This is a genomic window from Cupriavidus yeoncheonensis (assembly GCF_905397275.1).
In the GTDB taxonomy this organism is placed as follows: Bacteria; Pseudomonadota; Gammaproteobacteria; order Burkholderiales; family Burkholderiaceae; genus Cupriavidus; species Cupriavidus yeoncheonensis.
Window position 1 is genome coordinate 84,845 of sequence record NZ_CAJPUY010000018.1, and the last position, 20,609, is coordinate 105,453.

At 66.1% G+C, this 20,609-nt stretch carries 20 protein-coding genes; 14 read left to right on the forward strand and 6 right to left on the reverse strand.

All coding sequences use genetic code 11. The annotated features are described in order from the left end of the window. The first annotated feature begins 40 nt into the window (after positions 1–40). Positions 41–334, forward strand: a complete 294-nt coding sequence (locus KHO22_RS22960) for a nicotinamide mononucleotide transporter (RefSeq protein WP_211949481.1) — start codon at positions 41–43, stop codon at positions 332–334. A gap of 16 nt (positions 335–350) precedes the next feature. On the opposite strand, the gene KHO22_RS22965 is transcribed toward KHO22_RS22960, so the two are convergent. After that, on the reverse strand, positions 351–605 hold the full coding sequence (locus KHO22_RS22965; protein WP_211949482.1) for a hypothetical protein: 255 nt from the start codon (positions 603–605) through the stop codon (positions 351–353). A 134-nt stretch (positions 606–739) separates the two neighbouring features. Then, entirely contained in the window at positions 740–904 is a 165-nt protein-coding gene (locus tag KHO22_RS22970; protein ID WP_211949483.1) for an FmdB family zinc ribbon protein, read from the reverse strand. A 447-nt stretch (positions 905–1,351) separates the two neighbouring features. On the opposite strand from KHO22_RS22970, the gene KHO22_RS22975 reads away from it, so the two are divergent. From KHO22_RS22975 to KHO22_RS23010, 8 genes are all read left to right on the forward strand, one after another. After that, positions 1,352–1,999 carry a response regulator gene (locus tag KHO22_RS22975; RefSeq protein ID WP_211949484.1) on the forward strand — a complete coding sequence of 216 codons (648 nt, stop codon included), beginning with the start codon at positions 1,352–1,354 and terminating at the stop codon, positions 1,997–1,999. A 6-nt stretch (positions 2,000–2,005) separates the two neighbouring features. After that, positions 2,006–5,419 (forward strand): ATP-binding protein, encoded by a 3,414-nt coding sequence (locus KHO22_RS22980; protein ID WP_211949485.1) that lies wholly within the window; start codon positions 2,006–2,008, stop codon positions 5,417–5,419. A gap of 122 nt (positions 5,420–5,541) precedes the next feature. Then, complete coding sequence (locus KHO22_RS22985) at positions 5,542–6,933, forward strand: MFS transporter (RefSeq protein ID WP_211949486.1); 1,392 nt, start codon at positions 5,542–5,544, stop codon at positions 6,931–6,933. Positions 6,934–7,071: 138 nt separating this feature from the next. Further along, positions 7,072–7,509, forward strand: a complete 438-nt coding sequence (locus tag KHO22_RS22990) for a universal stress protein (RefSeq protein WP_211949487.1) — start codon at positions 7,072–7,074, stop codon at positions 7,507–7,509. 202 nt (positions 7,510–7,711) lie between these two features. Beyond that, positions 7,712–9,121: an ABC transporter substrate-binding protein gene (locus tag KHO22_RS22995; RefSeq protein WP_211949488.1), complete on the forward strand. Its 1,410-nt coding sequence runs from the start codon at positions 7,712–7,714 to the stop codon at positions 9,119–9,121. A gap of 30 nt (positions 9,122–9,151) precedes the next feature. Continuing rightward, positions 9,152–10,183 carry an ABC transporter ATP-binding protein gene (locus tag KHO22_RS23000; protein ID WP_211949489.1) on the forward strand — a complete coding sequence of 344 codons (1,032 nt, stop codon included), beginning with the start codon at positions 9,152–9,154 and terminating at the stop codon, positions 10,181–10,183. Next, on the forward strand, positions 10,180–11,115 hold the full coding sequence (locus KHO22_RS23005) for a carbohydrate ABC transporter permease (RefSeq protein WP_230426972.1): 936 nt from the start codon (positions 10,180–10,182) through the stop codon (positions 11,113–11,115). Before KHO22_RS23000 ends, KHO22_RS23005 begins: the two co-directional genes overlap by 4 nt. Positions 11,116–11,212: 97 nt before the next feature. Beyond that, positions 11,213–12,025 carry a carbohydrate ABC transporter permease gene (locus KHO22_RS23010; RefSeq protein WP_211949546.1) on the forward strand — a complete coding sequence of 271 codons (813 nt, stop codon included), beginning with the start codon at positions 11,213–11,215 and terminating at the stop codon, positions 12,023–12,025. 25 nt (positions 12,026–12,050) lie between these two features. On the opposite strand, the gene KHO22_RS23015 is transcribed toward KHO22_RS23010, so the two are convergent. The 3 genes from KHO22_RS23015 to KHO22_RS23025 form a co-directional block, all read right to left on the reverse strand. Then, positions 12,051–13,025 (reverse strand): Bug family tripartite tricarboxylate transporter substrate binding protein, encoded by a 975-nt coding sequence (locus KHO22_RS23015; RefSeq protein WP_211949490.1) that lies wholly within the window; start codon positions 13,023–13,025, stop codon positions 12,051–12,053. A 64-nt stretch (positions 13,026–13,089) separates the two neighbouring features. Continuing rightward, positions 13,090–13,902, reverse strand: coding sequence for an SDR family oxidoreductase (locus KHO22_RS23020; protein WP_211949491.1), 813 nt, complete (start codon positions 13,900–13,902; stop codon positions 13,090–13,092). Between the two features lie 28 nt (positions 13,903–13,930). Continuing rightward, positions 13,931–14,842: an IclR family transcriptional regulator gene (locus tag KHO22_RS23025; protein WP_211949492.1), complete on the reverse strand. Its 912-nt coding sequence runs from the start codon at positions 14,840–14,842 to the stop codon at positions 13,931–13,933. A gap of 248 nt (positions 14,843–15,090) precedes the next feature. On the opposite strand from KHO22_RS23025, the gene KHO22_RS23030 reads away from it, so the two are divergent. Then, entirely contained in the window at positions 15,091–16,221 is a 1,131-nt protein-coding gene (locus tag KHO22_RS23030) for an acyltransferase family protein (RefSeq protein WP_211949493.1), read from the forward strand. On the opposite strand, the gene KHO22_RS32880 is transcribed toward KHO22_RS23030, so the two are convergent. Further along, positions 16,122–16,676 carry a DUF7338 family protein gene (locus tag KHO22_RS32880; RefSeq protein ID WP_420839642.1) on the reverse strand — a complete coding sequence of 185 codons (555 nt, stop codon included), beginning with the start codon at positions 16,674–16,676 and terminating at the stop codon, positions 16,122–16,124. The genes KHO22_RS23030 and KHO22_RS32880 overlap by 100 nt on opposite strands. A gap of 540 nt (positions 16,677–17,216) precedes the next feature. Here KHO22_RS32880 and KHO22_RS23035 point away from each other — a divergent pair. Genes KHO22_RS23035 through KHO22_RS23050 form a run of 4 tightly spaced genes read left to right on the forward strand, consistent with a single transcriptional unit; the run spans position 17,217 to position 20,568 of the window. Further along, a complete protein-coding gene (locus KHO22_RS23035; protein WP_211949494.1) occupies positions 17,217–18,080 on the forward strand; it encodes a branched-chain amino acid ABC transporter permease in 864 nt (287 codons plus the stop codon). An 11-nt stretch (positions 18,081–18,091) separates the two neighbouring features. Beyond that, positions 18,092–19,117, forward strand: a complete 1,026-nt coding sequence (locus KHO22_RS23040; protein ID WP_211949495.1) for a branched-chain amino acid ABC transporter permease — start codon at positions 18,092–18,094, stop codon at positions 19,115–19,117. Continuing rightward, positions 19,110–19,874, forward strand: a complete 765-nt coding sequence (locus KHO22_RS23045) for an ABC transporter ATP-binding protein (protein ID WP_211949496.1) — start codon at positions 19,110–19,112, stop codon at positions 19,872–19,874. Before KHO22_RS23040 ends, KHO22_RS23045 begins: the two co-directional genes overlap by 8 nt. Further along, complete coding sequence (locus tag KHO22_RS23050) at positions 19,861–20,568, forward strand: ABC transporter ATP-binding protein (RefSeq protein ID WP_211949497.1); 708 nt, start codon at positions 19,861–19,863, stop codon at positions 20,566–20,568. Before KHO22_RS23045 ends, KHO22_RS23050 begins: the two co-directional genes overlap by 14 nt. Positions 20,569–20,609 lie beyond the last annotated feature (41 nt).

Sequence of the window (20,609 nt, forward strand, 5' to 3'; positions counted from 1 at the left end):
TGTATGCAAAAAATGAACACAAAATAAGGAGACACGCGGCATGGACTTCGCGCCCCAAATGGTTCCCAATCTGCTCAACGGACTCGAATGGTCGGGTTGCGCCCTGGCGATGAGCGGGTCGCTGCTGGTGGCCCTGCATAACCGCGCGTCGCGCTGGGGATGGATCGCGTATCTGTGCTCCAACCTGGTCTGGAGCGCCTTTGCGCTGGTGACGGGCACCTATGGCCTGTTCGTGCAGCAGCTCGGCTTCACGGCGACCAGCTGCTACGGCCTGTACCGCCACACCATGTATCACCGCGAACTGGACCGCAAGGCGGCGGGCTCCGCCGCCTGAGCGTCAGCGCGTTCCGCTATACGGTCACCCGGCCGAACAGGCCGCATTCGAGATCGCTCTCGAATTCCTCGACCCATTCACCGCCCGCGCCGGCTTCATAGGCGCTGCTGGCCTCGGTGCTCAGCCGGCGCACGCTGATGCGGCGCAGCGCGTTGCCGTTCATGTCGTCGGTAATGTCGAAGTCGTCCGGGACCATCCCCATCTGCCTGCAAGCCTGCGCGAACTGTTGCTGTTCCTCCGGGGAAAATTCGGAAAACGGTCTCGTAGCCATGGCATCCTCCGTCAGGTCATGAGATCGCCGCATGCGCGCAGCGGGAGCGTGCGTCACACAGGAGGCGCGACGCAAAAAAGGAGTGCATGCCGGTGGCACGCATCGACCCACTGTGAGTTGTTGTTGCGGGGGGTTCAGCTCTTGCGCATGGTCTTCGCCACGAAAGGCGTGGGCGCATGCTGCACCGTCTGGCTGCCGCACTTGGGACAACTGGGATGTGCGCTCGCGTGCTCGGCCACATGCTCGGTATGCTCGAACATATGCCCGCACTTTTCACAACGGTACTGATAGACAGGCATGGCGCACCTCCAGGCGGCAAAACACGTGCCGGCAGGCATCCTTCGTGTTGCCGAATTCATTCTAGGCGTACGCGGCAAGGTGGCAAGCCCGATACCACGGCAGCGCCTGCCACGGCACCTCAAGATTGCGCTGCCTCAGCATTCATGCGCGCCGGCCTCGGGCGACACGCAAAGCGCGAAATAAACTAGCCGAAATACGATTCAACGGCGCATATAAGATAGCCAGAATCTCGGGGATTGTGGTGATGCAATAGCTCGTCTCAATCGGCCATTGCCAGTTGACGTCCACAATTACCGAGGTCATCGTCAAATGTTTCTTGACTGTAGGCATCTGCCGGCGTTTGTCTGCCGGCCCCGACGCGGCACCGTTCTCCCCTGCTCCGCCCTCCCCCTTGCCACGAACAGCGCGCGCCGCCATGAACCGCGCGCAGGCGCCGGAGGCCTGCCATGAACGAACCGCTCATACGCGTCGCCGTTGCCGATGACCACCCGCTGGTCGTCGCCGCGCTGCGTGACTGCCTGCAGCGATCCGCACGCTTCCAGATCGCCTGCGAATGCACGAGTGGCTCCGAACTGGTCCATGCGCTCGACAGGCAACCGGCCGACATCGCGATCACCGATTTCTGCATGGGCCACGGCAATGCCACGCTCGACGGCTTCAACCTGCTCAACCGGCTGGCGCGGCGCCATCGCGGCACGCGCATCGTCGTGGTCAGCGCGCAATCGAATGCGGCGATCATCCGGCGGGCCATCAGGCTTGGCGCGCGCGCCTTTGTCAGCAAGGAAGACGAGCTCGAAGAAACCTTGCGCGCCTGCGTCCATGTGATGAGCAGCGACAGCTGCTACTACTCGCCTTCCGTACGCGCGACGCTCGACAATGCGGCCATGGCAGACGCCCCCGCGACCGAGCTCACGATGCGCGAACTGGAAGTGATCAGGCTCTATGCCCAGGGCATGCAGCTCAATGAAATCGCCGCCAAGCTCGGGCGTTCGGTCAGCACCATATCCAGCCAGAAGACGGTTGCCATGCGCAAGCTCGGCGTGCACACGAATACCGGCCTGATCCGGTACGCCTACGAGAACGGACTGATCTGAGCGGCCATGCAGCAGCTTCTGGACAGTACCCGCGTGTCGCTGGCGAGTGCCTTCGACACGCTCGCGGACAATGCCCGCCGGCAGCAACATCTTTACTCGGCAACCATCGCCGTGCTGATCGCGCTGGTGGTATTCACCGCCATCGTGCTGGCGGCGCTGGAAACAGACAAGCACCTGAGCCAGCAGCAAAGCCAGGTTGCCCGCTATGCCGCCACGATCTCGGAGCGCCTGGAGAGCGAGGCGGCCTTCGTGAAACGCAGCGTCCTGAGCGTGCGCCATTTCCGCGAAGCGGGTCCCACGCAGGTGCCGGACCCGGCCACGGTAGCGTCCGTCCGCGCGACTGGCGTTGCCCGCATTGCCGGGCAGCTTGTCGGGCATGACTACTACCTGATGGCCACGGCCGCGACGCGGCACGCCTGGGGGCCTTCACTGCCCGCGCAGCTTGCACGCCTGCAGCAGATTGCGCTCGGCACGCTGGCCACGCAGCAGGCCTTTGGCCTGGACCACTGGGTCTATGTCCTGTCGCTCGAGAACGACAGCGCCGCCATCCTCGCGCGCCAGCGCCCTGACGCGCAAGCCACGGTGCCGATCCGGCCCGAGCTGATCGACATCCTGCGCGACACCATCACGCAGGCCATGCTGGATCGCACCGGCCATGCGGTGCCGCCTGGCAACGAGCAGGTCTGGGCCGGCCCGATCCGCGACCCGCTGACCGGCACGATGGTCATGCTGAGCGTCGGAGCGGCATATTCGGGGGATACACCGACCGTCCTGCTCGCCGCGTGCGTGCCGGTCGGGGACTTCCTGGCGCATCTCGAGAGGCCCGCAGACACCGCGCCGCTGGCCTTGCTCAATCCGGCCGACGAGGCCATCGACGTGGCCGCCCCGGCCTTGCCGGTCGAAGCGTCGGTGGTCAGCGTCGTCATGTCGCAGGCGCGGCGCCAGCCGCGCAACCTGTCGCACTACACGCGCCACGGCGTGCTGATGGTGCAGCCGCTGAAGCCTGGCTTCGGCACGCTGGTCTGCTTCCTGCCGTACGGCTTGCTGGTGCCGGCGCTCGCCCCGGAGCTGGCCGTGATCCTCGGCGTGGGGCTGCTGCTGATTGGCGCCATCGTCCTGAGTGCGCGCTACTGGGACCGCCAGCTGCTGCGCCGGACCCATGCGGAGGCCGAGCGCGCGCTGGAAAACGAAATCCTGAACCAGATTCTCGTCAGCGCCACGCCTGTCGGACTGTGCATCGTCCGGCAGCGCGACTACCTCGTGCTGACATCGAACCAGCTTGCCCAGTCACTGCTGCGGCTGGACCAGGGCGCCACCTTGCCCGCGTCGGTGACAGAGGGCTTCGAACGCCAGCCACCGGCCGCGGAAGCCGGCCAGCCCGCACCGATCGCTCGCTTCATCGTTGCGACGCCAGGCGGCGGTGACGACGCCGGGCAGCGCTACCTGCAGATCACGTATGCGCCCGCGCGCTACGGCGACGACAAGGTACTGTTCTGCGCCGTGCAGGACGTCACCACGCAGCAGGCGCTGGAACAGCAGCTGCGCTCGGCACAGCAGGCCACCGAGGCCATGATGCGCGCCCGTTCGAGCTTCTTCGCGTCCATGAGCCACGAGATCCGCACACCACTCAATGCCCTGATCGGCAACCTCGAACTGCTCGCGCGCAGCCCCGGGCTCGAAGGCCACGCGCCACGGTTGCAGGCGCTGGGCACCGCCGCGGACGGGCTGCTGCGCATCGTCAACGACATCCTGGATTTCTCGAAGATCGATGCGGGCAAGCTGCAACTGTTCAACAAGCCATTCCGGCTCGCGCATGCGCTCGAAGGCCTGGCGCTGACTTACGCACCCATGGCCATGGAACGCGGTATCCGGCTTAGCCTGCAACTGAAACCCGAACTGGACCGCGAAGTGTGCGGGGACCGCATACGCCTGACGCAGGTCGTCAATAACCTGCTGAGCAACGCTTTCAAGTTCACCACGAGCGGCCGCATCACGCTCAGCGCCAGCTACGGACCGGACGAACAGGGCCGCCCTGCGCTGACCTGCCGCGTCAGCGATTCGGGAATCGGCATGCCGCCCGCGCTGAGCGAGCGCGTCTTCCAGCCTTTCGTGCAAGGCGATGCCGTCGCGACCAGCCGCCACGGCGGCACCGGCCTGGGCCTGTCGATCTGCGCGCGCCTGTGCGAGCTGATGGGCGGCAGCATCAGCGTGAAGAGCGTGCAGGACGTGGGCAGCGCCTTCACCGTTGCCGTGCCCTTGCCACCCGCCGGCGACGACGCGGCGATGGCCACCGGACCCGATGCCATGCCCGCACGGCGCGGCAGCGTGATGGTTCTGTGCCATGACGCCAGGACCGGCGAATGCCTGGAAGCCTGGCTGGCCACGGTGGGCTGGCGAACCCACATGCTGGCGTCGCTGGCCGCCGCGCGCGAACACCTGGAAAGCCACCATCCGCAGGTGATCGTGATCACGGAGGAATACCCCCCGGATGCATTCGCGGCGCTGCATGCGCTGAGTTCCGCGCCGGTGATCTGGCTGACGCCGGACGGTCCCCACCGCCCCCGGCAACGCGCGCCCGGCATCTTCGAAGTGACGAGCTTCAGCCACGACGCCCTGCTCGCCTGCGTGGCGTCCGCCGCGGCCAGCCCGCGAGACGACCCTGCGCTGTCACCGACCGCCGGCGACGCGGACCGGCCTGTCGCGCCGGCGTGGCTGCCATTGCCCGACACCGCCGGACCGGCCATCCTTGTGGCCGAGGACAATCCGCTGAACCAGACGCTGATCGGCGAGCAGCTACGTGCCCTGGGTTGCCGGCCCATCATCACCGACAACGGCAAGCAGGCGCTGGCGGTCGCGGAATCGACCCATGTGGATGCCGTCCTGACCGACATCCACATGCCGCTGATGAACGGCTACGCCCTGCTGGATGCCCTGCGCGCCTTGCATCCCGACCTGCCGGTGCTGGCGTTCAGTGCGCTTGCCCAGCAGGAGCAGGCCGATGACTGGCAACAGCGCGGCTTCAGCGGCTACATCACCAAACCCGCGTCATTGCGCGAACTGGGCGACGCGCTGCAGGCACTGCGCGGCAAGCACGCGTGCAAGAGGCAGACCGCGTGTGCCGACCGCGAGCGCTACACGCGCCTGCTGCGCGAGCAGCTGCAAGCCGACCTGCCCCGGCTTGCGCAAATCCTGGCCGCAAGGGACACGCGCGCACTCCAGGCATGGGCGCATCGCGCCGCGAGCGGCTTCGGGATCGTCCGGCAGAGGACGCTGCACGCCCACTGCCGCGAAGTCGAGCGGCTCTGTCTCGGCTCGCCCCACTGGAGTCCGGCCATTGCCGAAGCCGGCGAAGCCTTGCAGGCGCTGGCGCTGCGCTACGCCAGCGAAGGCCCGGCGGCCGCCGCGCCCGACAGCCCCTGAATCCGAGCGGCGGGCGAGCGCGCCTACCACATTCCGCACATTTGCGGGCAACGCCCCGGGGGCCGATAATGACTCGCCGCACCCGGCCTCGCGGGCGCGCCCTAGCCGCCAATGTCTTCCGCATGTCGTTACATCAAGGCCTTCCCCAGCCACAGCGCACCTGGGCCATCCTCACCGTCTTCTGCGGCCTGGTCATGGCCGTGCTGGACGGTTCCATCGCCAATATCGCGCTGCCGTCGATTTCTCGCCAGTTGCAGTCCGAGCCGTCGAACACCATCTGGGTGGTGAACGCCTATCAGCTCACGGTCACGGTATGCCTGCTGCCGCTGTCATCGCTGGGTGACATCCTGGGATACAAGCGTGTGTACCGCGCCGGGCTGGCCACCTTCCTGGTCGGATCGCTGCTGTGCGCGCTGGCGGTCAACCTGCCCATGCTGGTGGCGGCGCGCGTGCTGCAGGGCCTGGGCGGGGCCGGCATCATGAGCGTGAATACGGCGCTGGTGCGCTTCATCTATCCGCCGACGCGGCTGGGCCGCGGCATCGGGCTGAATGCGCTGGTGGTCGGCGTGACCACGGCGGTGGGTCCCTCGCTGGGGGCACTGATCCTGTCGCTGGCGAGCTGGCAGTGGCTGTTCGCCGTGAACGTGCCCGTGGCGATCTTCGCGCTGGCGCTCAGCCGCAGCGCACTGCCGGAAACAGCGCCGCAGCCGCGCGATTTCGACTATCCGAGCGCCGTGCTGTCCGCGCTGGTGTTCGGCCTGTTCATCCTCGGCGTCGACGGCCTCGGCCATGACGGCCTGCGCTACGCCGGTGCCGCCGCGGTAGGCGTCACGGTCGTGCTGGGCTGGCTCCTGGTGCGGCGCCAGCACGGCCGCCTGGCCCCGCTCGTGCCCGTGGACCTGTTTGCCAGCCGGGCCTTCACGCTGGCGGTCGGCACGTCGTTCTGCTCGTTCATGACGCAGATGCTGGCGTTCGTGGCGCTGCCGTTCTATTTCGAATACCAGCTGGGCCGCTCGCTGCACGAAACCGGGCTGCTGATCACGCCCTGGCCGTTGACGGTGGCACTGATGGCGGCGCTGTCGGGCCGGCTCTCGGACCGCTATCCGGCCAGCATCCTGGCGGGCATCGGGCTGGCGCTGCTTGCGGCCGGCCTGCTTGGCCTGGCGTTGCTCGGGCGTGATGCCGGCAGCCTCGATATCGTCTGGCGCATGGCGATATGCGGGCTTGGCTTCGGCCTGTTCCAGTCGCCCAACAATCGCGCCATGATCGGCGCCACGCCGCCCGAGCGCAGCGGCGGCGCCAGCGGCGCGCAGGCCACCACGCGGCTGCTCGGGCAGACCACCGGCACGGCCGTGGTGGCGCTGCTGTTCAGCCTGGACGAGAGCGGCGGCGCGCGCCTCGCGCTCTATGTGGCGGTGGCCATGGCTACGCTGGGGGCGGCGATCAGCCTGAGCCGGCTGCGCGATGCCAGCCACTCACAGCGCACACAGGCAACCGCCGAACCTGACGCCTGACGTCCCCCTGACGTCCCCCTGACGTCCCCCTGACGTCCCCGATAGGTGCCCTATACTGGAGCAAGGGCGCCGGTTATGTCACCTCGGCGCCCGGCACCAGACCGGGAGGAGTGCCGCCTTGCTTGACTGGAGGCCGCTATGTTCCAGCACCTGCTGCTCCCTGTTGACGGTTCGCCCCTTTCCGAATCCGCGTTCCGCCAGGGCATTGCCTTCGCCCGCGACGCCGGGGCCCGTGTCACGGCGCTCCGGGTGATCCCCGATTTCCACACCTACACCTACCAGGTCGAGATGCTGGGCGGTACACGCGACCGGTACGCGCGCGATGCCACCAAGGCTGTCGAGGACTACCTCGACACGATGGCCGACGAGGCAGCGGCGGCGCAAGTCGCCTGCGAGACGGTAGCGGTCATCCACGACCATCCCTACGAGGCCATCATCGACACCGCGGCGAACAAGGGCTGCGACCTGATCGTGATGGCATCGCACGGGCGGCGCGGCCTGCAAGCGGTGCTGATCGGCAGCGAGACGCAGAAGGTACTCACGCACAGCCGCATCCCTGTGCTGGTGTATCGCTGACGGTACCGCTGACGGCACCAATCGCGCGCCCGGCGTCGTTCCGATGCGCGCAGCATCCGGCGGCACGTGCCCTTGCCGGCCGACGGAACGCGCTGGCCTGTCAGTCTCCATCCTCACCGGGCGGGGCAGGCACTTGCGTGGTCCGGGTGCAGCCGAACGGACCCGACGCACGGAATCTCTTTTCCATTACACGGAGGCAGCCATGAAGAACGAGGCAAGCCTGGCCACCACCCGCTATCTGCGCCGGCCCGTGTCCACTAGCGCCCGCACCCGCACCCTCGCCAGCCCGGCACGGCGCCGCGTCCTGCACGCGGCGGCAGCGGCGGCCCTGGCCGCCGAACTTGGCACGCTGGCCAGCCCGCGCCCCGTGCACGCCGCCGGCAAGCGGACCCTGAAGATCCTGCAATGGAACCATTTCGTGCCGGGCTACGACGCCTGGTTCGACGGCACCTATGTCAAGGAATGGGGACAGCGCCACGACACCGAGGTCATCGTCGACCATGTCGGCATCCCGGCGCTGGCGACGCGCGCCGCGGCCGAGGTCTCGGCCCAGAAAGGGCACGACCTCTTCATGTTCCTGTCGCCGCCGCCGGTGTACGAGGAGCAGGTCATCGACCACCGCGAGATCTACGAGGAATGCCAGCGCAAGCATGGCAAGCCGGTAGAACTGGCGGTCCGCAGCACGCTCAACCCCAAGACACGCAAGTACTTCGCCTTCTCCGACAGCTTCGTGCCCGATCCTGTCAACTACCGCAAGGATCTTTGGGATGAGGCCGGCATGGCAGCGCCTGACAGCTGGGAAGACGTGCTGGCGGCCGGGCGCAAGATCAAGCAGTCGAAAGGCGTTCCGGTCGGCATCGGACTGTCCGCCGAACTGGACACGGCCATGGCCATGCGAACCATCCTCTTTGCGTATGGCGGCTCGGAGCAGGACGAGCGCGGCAACGTGGTGCTGAACTCGCGCCATACGCTCGAAGCCGTCAAGTTCGTGCGAGCGCTGTACCGCGACACCATGACGCCGGAAGTCCTGGCCTGGGATCCCTCCTCGAACAACCGCGCCATGCTGGCGGGCAAGATCGCGCTATGCCTGAACGCCATCTCGATCACGCGCGAGGGCGAGAACAAGAGCCTGCCCGTCACGCCGGACATCTGGCTGACGCAGGCCCTGCGCGGGCCGGCGCAGCGCATTTGCCTGGAACACGTGATGGACTGCTACGTCATCTGGAAATTCGCCGAGAACATCGCGGGCGCGAAACAGTTCCTGGTCGACTATATCGACAACTTCCGCAAGGGCTTCCTGGCCAGCGAGTTCTACAACTTCCCGTGCTTCGCCAGCACCGTGCCAGACCTGAAGGCGCTGATCAACGACGATGCCAAGGCGAAGCCGCGCGACAAGTACCGGGTACTGGGCACGCTGATGGAGCAGGCCACCAATGTCGGCTATCCGGGCCATGCGAACGCCGCCATCGACGAGATCTTCAACACCTGGGTGCTCAACACCATGTTCGCCAGGGCCGCGACCGGCGATGCCTCGCCGGAGGACGCCATCCGCGATGCCGAAGCCGCCTGCAAGCGGATCTTTGCCAAATGGCGGGCCAGGGGGCTGGTATGAGCGCCGGCACCGCCTCTGCGCCAGCGCACCATGGCTACGGTCGAAACGCGCGCTCTCACCAAGCGCTTTGACGGCGACAACGCCGTCGACGGCATCGACCTGGCCGTGCGCGAGGGCGAGTTCCTGGTGCTGCTGGGACCGTCCGGCTCCGGCAAGACCACCCTGCTGCGCATGATCGCCGGGCTGGAGACGCCCACCTCCGGCGACGTGCTGGTGAACGGCAGCGTCGTCACCGGCCTGCCGCCGCGCCTGCACAACATGGCCATGGTGTTCCAGAGCTACGCGCTCTACCCGCACCTCACGGTGGCTGCCAACATCGCCTTTCCGCTCGAGGCCCGGCGCATGCCGCGCAGGCAGGTAGACGAAAAGGTCAGCTGGGCGGCCGCGCTGTTCGGCATTGACCACCTGCTGGCACGCAAGCCGCGCCAGCTGTCCGGCGGCGAGCGGCAGCGCGTGGCACTGGCCCGGGCCGTGGTGCGCGACCCGGTGGCCTTCCTGCTGGATGAGCCGCTCTCGAACCTCGACGCCAAACTGCGCACCTCGGCGCGCGAGGAACTCCAGCAGATCCAGCGCCGCCTGGCCACCACCACCATCTACGTGACCCACGACCAGATCGAGGCCCTCGCACTGGGCGACCGCATTGCCGTGCTCGACCGCGGGCACATGCATCAGCTCGGCACACCGGCCGAGGTCTACCAATGGCCGGCCGACCGCTTCGTCGCCACGTTCATCGGCTCGCCGCCGATGAACCTGGTGGCCGACGGCAAGCTGGAAACCGGCTTCCGGCCCGAGCATTTCCTGCCGCGCGAGGCCTTTGCGCCGGGCGAGCCGCTGCAGGACTACCCGTTGAACATCGTCCGCATCGAGAACCTGGGCTCCGACCGCCTGGTGTACGGGCTGCTGGAGCCGCCGCAGCCGCCGGTGAAGGTCATTGCGCGGATTCCCTGCACCGTGAACCTGGCGCTGCAGGCCGGCACGCGCCACCCGTTCGCCGTGCGGCGCGCGGACCTGCGCCATTTCGATGCCGGCTCCGGTGCGAGCCTGGAGGCTGCTACGCCATGAACGCCCGACTACCCGCCGCGCTGGCCCATGGCCATGGCAGCACCGTGCGCGCCGCGCGCGAGGAGCACTGGCTGGGAGCACTGATGCTGGCGCCTGCGCTGCTGTACATTGCGCTGCTGCTGGGCTTCCCGTTCCTGCTGTCGATCTGGTACAGCCTGTCCGATGCCACCGTCGGCAGCCACGCCCTGCAATTCGTCGGACTGGAGAATTTCCGCCGCGTCGTGCACAACGCGACCTTCTGGCGCTCGCTGCGCAACGCGCTGGTCTTCACGCTGGTGTCGCAGGCGCTGGTAGTCGTGCTGGCCAAGATCCTGGCGCTGGCGCTGGCCCATGACTTTCCCGGCAAATGGCTGGTGCGCCTGCTGATCCTGCTGCCGTGGGTGGCGCCGATCTCGCTGGGCTCGATCGGCTGGCTGTGGATCTTCGACCCGGTCTACAGCATCATCAACTGGACCATGCGCGCGCTTGGCGTGTTCGGCCCCGGCGTCTGGCCGGTATGGCTGGGCCAGCCCGGGCTGGCCATGGCATCGGTGATCGTGGTCGACGTCTGGCGCCTGCTGCCGCTGGCCACCGTGATCATCCTGGCCGGCATGCAGGGCATCCCGCAAGACCTGCACGATGCCGCGGCCATGGATGGTGCCGGCTTCTGGCGGCGCCTGTTCCGCATCGACCTGCCGCTGCTGATGCCCGTCATGCTGGTCGCGCTGCTGTTCGGCATCGTCTTCACGCTGACCGACATGATCATCATCTACGTGCTGACGCGGGGCGGCCCCTATGACACCACCCAGGTGCTGGCGAGCCTGGCGTTCTTCACCGGCATCCAGGGTGGCGACCTGGCCGAGGGCGCCGCCATCTCGCTGTTCCTGTTCCCCCTGCTGGTGGCCGTGGTGATCCTGCTGCTGACCGTGGCCCACCGCGTGGAGGTGACCTGACATGGCCACTTCAATCCCCAACGGCGTCCCCGACAGCGTCGCCGGCCGCGCACCGGGCAGATGGTTCGGGCCGAACTGGCGCGCGCGCGGCGCACGCATGCTCGCCTTCGTGACGCTGGCCGCCTTTGCCGTGTTCTGCGCGTTCCCGTTCTACTGGATGCTGGTGACCACCTTCAAGGACGTGCACGACCTGATCAACACCGCCAACAACCCCTTCCTGTTCAACCAGCCGCCCACGCTGGAAAACCTGCGTGTACTGTTCCACGACACGCTGTACCTGCGCTGGCTGCTCAATACGCTGCTGGTGGGGGTGCTGGTCGTCCTGATCACGCTGGTGCTGGCGGTGCCGGCAGGCTACAGCCTGGCACGCCTTTCCGGCAGGCACGGCCGGCAACTGGCCATCGCCATCTTCCTGACCTACCTGATTCCGCCGACGATCCTGTTTATCCCGTTCTCGCGCATCATCGGCACGCTCGGGCTGCAGGATTCGCTATGGTCGCTGGTGCTGGTCTATCCCGGCTTCACCGTGCCGTTCTGCACCTGGCTGATGATGGGATTCTTCAAGGCCGTACCGCGCGACATCGAAGAGGCGGCGATGATGGACGGACTGAGCCGCTTCGGCGCCTTCCTGAAAGTGGTGGTGCCGCTGTCCTCCGCGGGCATCCTGACCGTGGTCATCTTCACGCTGACGCTGGTGATGCAGGAGTTTGTCTATGCGCTCACCTTCATCACCAGCTCTTCGCAGTACACGGTCAGCGTAGGCGTGCCGACTTTCCTGGTACGCGGCGACGTCTATTTCTGGGGCTCGCTGATGGGGGCGTGCCTGATCGTCAGCGTGCCGGTGGCCGTGCTCTACAACCTGTTCCTTGACCGCTTCGTGGCCGGCTTCACCGTGGGCGCTCTCAAGTAGGCGCGCCCGAGGCGAAGCCAATCGCTCACTCCGCCTTCGCGCCCGACTCCCTCACCACCTTCGCCCACTTGGCAATTTCCGCGCGCTGGTAGTTCGCCAGCCGCTCGGACGTGCCAAGGACCGGTTCAAGCCCCAGCGTCCTGAGCTTTGCCTGCACGTCCGGCAGTGAATAGATGCGGTTCAGTTCCGCATTGAGCTTCGCCACCACGTCCTTCGGCGTATTGGCCGGCGCGAAGATCGCGAACCAGGAATCCGCCTCGAAGCCGGGCAGGCCCTGTTCGGCCAGCGTGGGAATGTCCGGCGCCGAAGGCGACCGCTTCGCACTGGTGATGCCCAGCGCGCGCAGCTTGCCTTCCTTCACCACGGGCAGCGCCGATGGCAGGTTGTCGAACATCATCGTGATGTGGCCGCCAAGCAGGTCGGGGATCGCCATGGCCCGGCCCTTGTAGGGGACGTGGGTGAGCTTCACGCCGGCCATGGCGTTGAACATCTCGCCGGCCACATGCGGCGAGGTCCCGACGCCCGGCGTACCGAACGTCAGACCTCCGGGCTTCGTCCTGGCCAGCGCGATCAGTTCGGCCACATTCTTCGCCGGCACGTCCGGATGCACGACCAGCACATTGGGCGTCGTCGCGACCAGGATCACGGGCGCGAAGTCCTTGACCATGTCATACGGCATCTTGCTGTAGAGCGAGCCGTTGATCGAGTGCGTGCCCACGGTGCCCATCGCCAGCGTGTAGCCGTCGGCCGGTGCATGGGCCACGGCCTCGGCGCCGATATTGCCGCCGGCACCGGGCTTGTTGTCCACCACGACCGGTTGCCCCCACGAGGGCGAGATCTTTTCGGAAACGATGCGCGCCAGCGTGTCGGGCGCGCCGCCGCTCGGAAACCCGACCACCATCCGGATCGGCTTGTTCGGATACGCCTGCGCCTGCGCGGCGGGTGCGCTGAACACGGCGGCAGCGGCAAGCGCGGCCACGGCAAGGGAACTGACTCGCATCGGTTGTCTCCTGGCGGGCCGGCGCCTGCGTGGGCGCCGGCTGTTCTGGTCGGAAAATCCGGGACTACATTGCGATACCGCCGAACTCCTGCATGACCTTCTCGTGCAGGCGGCGCATGCCGCGCAGCCAGCGGTCGTAGTCCTGTCCCTTGCGGCGATAGTATTCCAATACCTCGGGGTGCGGCAGGATCAGGAAGCGTTCGTCGGCCATGCCTGCGAGCGTGGCGTCGGCAACGTGCTCGGGCGTGACCGATCCCTCCTGCAGGAAGCCCTTGCGCTCGCCCTTCTCGCCAAACAGCATATTGGTCTGCACGCCCTGCGGGCAGATGCAGCTCACCTTGATGCCGCGGTCACCGTAGGTGATCGACAGCCATTCCGCGAAGCCGATGGCCGCATGCTTGGTCACCGCATACGGCGCCGAACCGATCTGCGACAGCAGGCCCGCGGCCGACACGGTATTGACGAAGTAGCCATCGCCACGCTCCAGCATCTGCGGCAGCACGGCCTTGGCCGCATGGATGTGCGCCATGACGTTGATGTCCCAGATGCGCTGCCATTCCTCGGCGCTGGCGTCGAGGCCCTTGCGCAGGATGATGCCGGCGTTGGAACAGAACACATCGACCTGGCCGAAGCGGCGCGTCGCCTCGTCCGTCAGGGCCTGCACCGCGCTGGCATCGGCCACGTCCACCGCCTGCCCGAACACCGCGCAGTCCGGCACGGCCGCCTGCACTTCGGCCGCCACCGTGGCGGCGCCGGCGGCGTTGAGGTCGGCGATGGCCACGCCGCGCGCGCCGGCCCGGGCAAATGCCATGGCCAGCGCCCGGCCGATGCCTGTGGCGGCGCCGGTCACGACGACCGTCTTGTCTTTGACTTGCATGCGTCTGTCTCCTCGTCTGAGTCGTTTTTCAGTTGGCTTCACGCGCGTCGGGCGTTGCCGGCGCGGTACGTGTCGATCCTTGCTGCCCGGCACCGGCCTGCCACAACCGCGCCTGCAGCGTCTGGGCCAGTTCGCGGATGCGTGGGCCCAGGTTGCCTTCCAGGATTTCGGGCGACAACCGCGCCGCGGCACCGCCGATATTCAGCGCCAGCACCTCGCCGCTGCCTTCCAGCCGCAGCGGCGCCGCGGCGCCGCTGACGGTGCGGTCCCACTCGGCATGGGCCACGCAAAAGCCGCGCCGCGCGTGGTCGCGCAGCGATCGGTCGATCTTGCCGCGCACCGGCGCCCAGCGCGTACCGTAGTGGCGCTCCAGTTCGGCCAGCGCGGCTTCGCGGTGCGCATCGTCGAGCCCCGCCAGCCATGCGCGCCCCATGGCCGAGGTGGCCATCGGCAGCCGCGCGCCGGGCGCGAGCCGGATCACCAGCGCGCCGCGCGGCTGGCAGGATTCCAGGTAGACCATCGCATGGCGGTCCGGCATGGCGAGCGCGACGGTGCAGTCGGTCGCGAACGCGAGCGACTGCATCAGCGGCTGCGCGATCTCGCGGATGCCCGCGCCGGAAATGTAGCGATGCCCCAGCACCATCGCGCCCTGCCCGAGCCGGTACTTCTCCAGCGACTCGATATAGGCGAGGTAGCCCAGCGAGGCCAGCGTAAAGGTCAGGCGCGACACGGTAGGCCGCGGAATGCCGGTACGGCGGGACAGCTCGGCATTGCCCAGGTAGTCGTCATGCGGCCCGAACGCGCGCAGCAGCTCCATGCCGCGCGCCAGCGCGGTGACGAAGTTCCGGTCTTCCGCCGGCTCCGCGGCACCGCATGGCATGGCGGGCTTCACGTGAGCGGCGTCGGGCGGTGGTGCCGGGATGGAGGTCGAGCGCTTCATGCAGGGATGAGGATGGTCGAACTTCACTAGATACCAGTTCCGGCACCGCGGAAGCCGGCTATGCAGGGAAAACATGTGCGCCAGAAGCACCGCTTCTAGTTCGGAATCAATGCCTTAGCTCTGTTTTGGCCACCACTGAGCGGAATCTTGGCGAGTGGGGAGATTAGGGACGTGGATACTGTGTGGCATCATGGCGGCCTAAAAAGAGGCCATGGGCGACGTACTAGCCACAAACAGGATATAGAAGAATGACTGAAATTCGCGCGCTCACATCCCTGCGCTTTCTCGCGGCATTTTATGTCTTCGTGTTCCACCTTCACATCCGGTGGCCGTTAGCAAAAGACTCACCGCTGGCAGCCAACTTTCTGTCGCAGGGTGCAGTTGGCATGACGCTGTTCTTCATGCTGTCCGGCTATATCCTTGCTCACAGATACGACGGCGAACGCCTGGATTGGCGAAGCTACTTTGGGAACCGATTCGCTCGGATTTATCCGGTCTACGTTGCAGCGGCGCTTGTCACGTTGCCGTCGATGTCGTTGACGCCTCTGACAGCCCAAGATTGGTCACTGCCTGCAGCCTCTTGGATGGCTCTGATATTGGCAGATGCGACAGCCATTCAGGCCTGGTTCCCGCCCATGTTCAAGTATTGGAATAACGGTGCGAGCTGGTCTATCTCAGCGGAAGCGTTCTTCTATGCAATGTTTCCTATTCTGACCCCAATCATTGCCAAAGCCTGCACACGGGACAAGATCAGATGGCTGGTCGCCGCCTACCTGCTCTCCTTCCTGCCAGCGGCGATGTATATCCTGTTCGATCCGATGGGACCAAGCGCGACATACTACTCGGTTCCGATCTACCGATTTCCGGAATTTGTTGCCGGCATGGCTGCGTTCCATCTTGGACGATCCGTCCGTATCCGGACTGCCATTCTCGAAGTTGGACTTGTGGCGGCTAGCGCGTTCTGGGTATGGTACTTGGCCCTGTATGGTCCCCGCTTCCCTCTCTATGTCAGTCACAACTGGATTAATGTGCCGGTCATTGGACTAGCGTTGCTAACGCTGACTCGCAGCGACTCGTTTCTTGCAAGGATTCTGTCCGTCAGGCCGGCCGTGTGGGCTGGAAAGATCAGCTACTGCTTTTACTCCTTCCAGGTGTTGATCCTCTTTTCCGCCGTCGACTATCGGGACGCGATCATCGCAAGGTTCCCCCTGTTGAAGGACGACGTATGGTGGACGCTATCTCTGTTCCTACCGCTCATGGCAATATCGGCGGCCGGGTATTACCTCATTGAGGAACCCTTCAGGGTGAAGGTTCGTGGCTGGCTGAACAGGGAAAGAAAACTCGGCGTCGATATGTCGGCTGCATCTTCGCCAAGATAGGGTGCAGCAGATCGGGGCCCGCATTGCCTGCCCCCACGCCTCATTGCTGAAATGGTCGCCAAACCAGTAGTTGGAGGCTTTCCAGCCGAACTTGAACCTGGCGCCGATCTTCCCGAACGCGTTAAATCTTCCGCCCTGAAAAGCGAGCCGTCAGACCTGTAGGCGAGCACCCGCCGTTGATCGGGCCGGAAGGTACACCCAATCAAAGGTGTAGCCAGAGTTCCCCCATAGCCAGCACGTGCGCACCGCCAGAGTTCGAGAGCATTTCGCGGCGCATCGAAGCTGCCCTGCCGCCAACCCTGATTCAGATCCGCATCGAAGGTCTGGAACCATGACAGCCAGTGCGGCAGGTTGGCGGTGCTGTTGGCGGTCAATGACAACACCGGGGCAAGCAGCATTGTCATAGCCGCGAATGTCAGCGACAGCAGAGCAAGGAAGGCATAGGCAAGGAACATGATCAGCCCCGGCGGTCAGTGGATAGGAATCCTAGGCGCCATGGAGGGCGGTCGCGTCCCCCGGTTAGCCGGTTGTGACCCGCGCATCCCGCCCCGGGCAGGGCAGTCAGGGATTTCCTCTAGACCACACGCCTTCCGTCGATCTCTCAGGGCACCGCTATTCCGCTGTGCGGAATACTGAACCGGTTTCCTTGACTACCCTTTGGCCTCATGCAAAAGTCGCTGAAAACGAACGACCGTGCGGGAATTGTCACTTCCACGCAACGGCGTCGCCGGCCACGACCGGAACCGCGGCGCTACAGCGCAGACCGCATCGCATAGGAGACAAACCATGCAACACCAGCAGTACGCACCTGTCCGCGAGCACGGCGCTCGACCGGCGCAATGCGCCAACCCGGACGCGGCACCGCGCGCCGCGCTCCACGCCCTCGACTGATCCCCACTTCCGCATGGCGGCGGCCCCAAGGCTGTCGCCATGAATCCGCGCGCCCGCTTGCGGCCGGCGCGTGCCCTGTTTCGTGAACCGCGCGAGGTAAGCCTGTGGCATTGTTCCTTCAACAGATCCTGAACGGCCTGACGCTGGGCGGCGTGTACAGCCTGGTGGCCCTTGGCCTGACGCTGGTCTACGGCATCCTGCACGTGCCGAACTTCGCGCACGGCGCGTTCTACATGGCCGGCGCCTACGTCTCGTACTACCTGATGACGACGCTAGGCATGAACTACTGGCTGGCGATGCTCGGCGCGGCCGTGGTGGTCGCCATGCTGTCCATGCTGGCCGACCGGCTGGTGTTCCATCCGCTGCGCAATGCGCCCGAGCTGCACGACATGATCGCGGCCATCGGCATCCTGCTATTCCTGGAAGCCGGCGCACAGGCGCTGTGGGGCGCGGACTTCCACCGCATGCCAACGCCTTATGGGCAGGTCGTGGACTTGTTCGGCCTGACCGCGCCGCTGCAGCGCTTGCTGATCATCGTCGCCGCGTTCGCACTGATGGTGCTGCTGCACCTGTTCCTCACGCGCACCATGACCGGCGCCACCATCATGGCCATGGCGCAGAACCGCGAAGGCGCCGCGCTGGTCGGCATCGACGCGACACGCGTGACGCTGCTGGTGTTCGCCATCTCGGGCGCGCTCGCCGCCATCGCCGCCACCCTCTACGCGCCGATCAACCTGGTCTACCCGAGCATGGGCAACCTGGTCATCACCAAGGCCTTCGTCATCATCATCCTGGGCGGCATGGGCAGCATACCGGGGGCCATTGCCGGCGGGCTGATCATCGGCATGGCCGAGAGTTTCGGCGGCTTCTATGTTTCGACCGACTACAAGGACATCATCGCCTTCGTGCTGCTGGTGGTGATCCTGTCGATCCGGCCGCAAGGCCTGTTCGCCGGCAAGGCGGCCTGAGGAATACGACCATGAAAGCACTGCAAGGAAAGACCGGCTGGATCCTGCTGCTGGCATTGGCGATTGCGTTCCCGCTGATCGCCCCCAACAGCTATTACCTGACCGTGATGACGCTGGCATTCATCTACGCCATCGCCACGCTCGGGCTCAACCTCATCACCGGCTACACGGGCCAGCTCAACCTCGCGCACGGCGGCTTCATGGCCATCGGCGCCTACACGCTGGGCATCCTGACCGTGGACCACCAGGTGCCGTTCTGGCTGGCCTTCGCGCTGTCGGGCGTGGTGTCCATGGCGGTTGGTTATGTCGTGGGCCTGGTATCGCTGCGCCTGAAGGGCCATTACTTCTCGATCTTCACGATGTGCATCGGCTACATCATTTACCTGTTGATCGAGAAGTGGGAAAGCCTGACGCACGGCACAGTGGGCCTGATCGGCATTCCGGTGCCGGCAGCGATCGGCCCGGTCACGTTCGACAGCGTACCGGCGCAGTACTACCTGGTGCTGGCCTTCCTGGTGATCGGCACCTTCCTGATGCACCGCATCGTCACCTCGCTGCTGGGCCGCAGCTTCATGGCCGTGCGCAACAGCGACGCGCTGGCCGAGGCACTCGGCATCAACCTGATGCGCACCAAGGTGCTGTCGTTCGTGCTGTCGGTCGGCTATGCCGGTTTCGCGGGCGCGCTCTATGCCGGCCAGGTGCGCTTCCTTGGTCCCGATATCGCGCGCACCGACCTGACCTTCGACATGGTGATGGCGATGCTGGTCGGCGGCACCGGCACGCTGTTCGGTCCGCTGCTGGGCGCGGTGCTGGTGCCGTGGGTCACGCAGACGCTGCAGTTCCTGCAGGACTACCGCATGCTGGTGTTCGGCCCGGTGCTGATCCTGCTGATCATCTTCTTCCCGGACGGCATCGTCGGCTCCTGGCTGAAGAAGCAGGCGCGCAAGGCCGCAGCCGCGCGCCGCGGCAACCGCCAGCCGGCCCCGTCCGCCACTACCGCCCCCGTAGCCACCCCCGCCGGAGCCGACCGTGCTTGAAATCCGCAACCTGACCAAGACATTCGGCGGCCTGACCGCGGTCAACGATGTGTCCGTGACCTTCGAGCAGGGACATATCAACGCCATCATCGGCCCCAACGGGGCCGGCAAGACTACGTTCTTCAACCTGATCGCCGGCACGCACGCGCCGAGTTCGGGACAGGTCCTGTTCAAGGGGCAGGACGTGGCCGGCCTGCGCGCCGACCAGATCGCGCGGCTCGGCGTGGCGCGCACGTTCCAGGCCACGGCGCTGTTCGACCGCGCCACGGTGCTGGACAACCTGATCGTCGGCCACCGTTTGCGCACGCGCTCGGGACTTGGCGACGTGCTGTTCAACACGCGCCGGCTGCGCGAAGAAGAGCGACTGTGCCGCGAGAAGGCCGAAGCCGCGCTCGACTTCGTCGGCCTCACGCACCTGGCCCACGAGATTGCCGCCGACATCACGCAGGAAGCGCGCAAGCGCGTGGCCTTTGCGCTGGCGCTGGCGACCGACCCCGAACTGCTGCTGCTTGACGAGCCCGCGGGCGGCGTCAACCCGGAGGAAACCGTCGGCCTGGCCGAACTGATCCGCAAGATGGTCCGCCACGGCAAGACGGTCTGCCTGATCGAACACAAGATGGACATGATCATGCGCCTGGCCGACAAGATCATGGTGCTGAACTACGGCGAGAAGATCGCCGAAGGCACGCCGGCGCAGATCCAGCAGGATCCGCATGTCATCGAGGCCTACCTGGGAGCCGACCATGTTGCAGCTTGAACGCGTCTCGCTGTCGTACGGCAGCTTCCGTGCCCTGGACAACATCACCCTGCATGCCGGCGCCGGCGAGCTGGTGGTGCTGCTGGGGGCCAACGGTGCGGGCAAGAGCTCGATCTTCCTGGCGCTGAGCGCCATCCACCGCATCAGCGGCGGCAGCATGCGCTTCGACGGCCGCGAGCTGTCGGGCATGAAGCCGTCGCAGATCGTGCAGGCGGGACTTGTGCATTGCCCGGAAGGCCGCAAGCTGTTCCCCGCCTTGAGCGTGGAGAAGAACCTGACGCTGGGCGCCTACGTGCATCGGCGCGATTCGGCTGGCATCCGCAAGACGCTCGAAGAGGTGTACGAGATGTTCCCGATCCTGCGGCAGAAGCAGGACGACCTCGCGGGTTCACTGTCCGGCGGACAGCAGCAGATGGTCGCGCTCGGCCGCGCGCTGATGAGCCGTCCGCGCGCGCTGCTGCTCGACGAGCCTTCGCTGGGTCTGGCGCCGCTGGTGGTCAAGCAGATGTTCGAGATCATCCAGCGCATCAACCGCGCCGGCACCACGGTGCTGCTGGCCGAACAGAACGCCTATGCGGCGCTGGGCATCGCGCACCGCGCGTATGTGATCGAGAGCGGACGCATCGTGATGGAGGGCGACCGCGATGCGCTGCTGAAGGATGAGGGCATTCGCAAGGCATATATCGGCGGCTAGGAGCCGCGCTTCTATCGACCTGGACAAGCGCAGTAAGAATC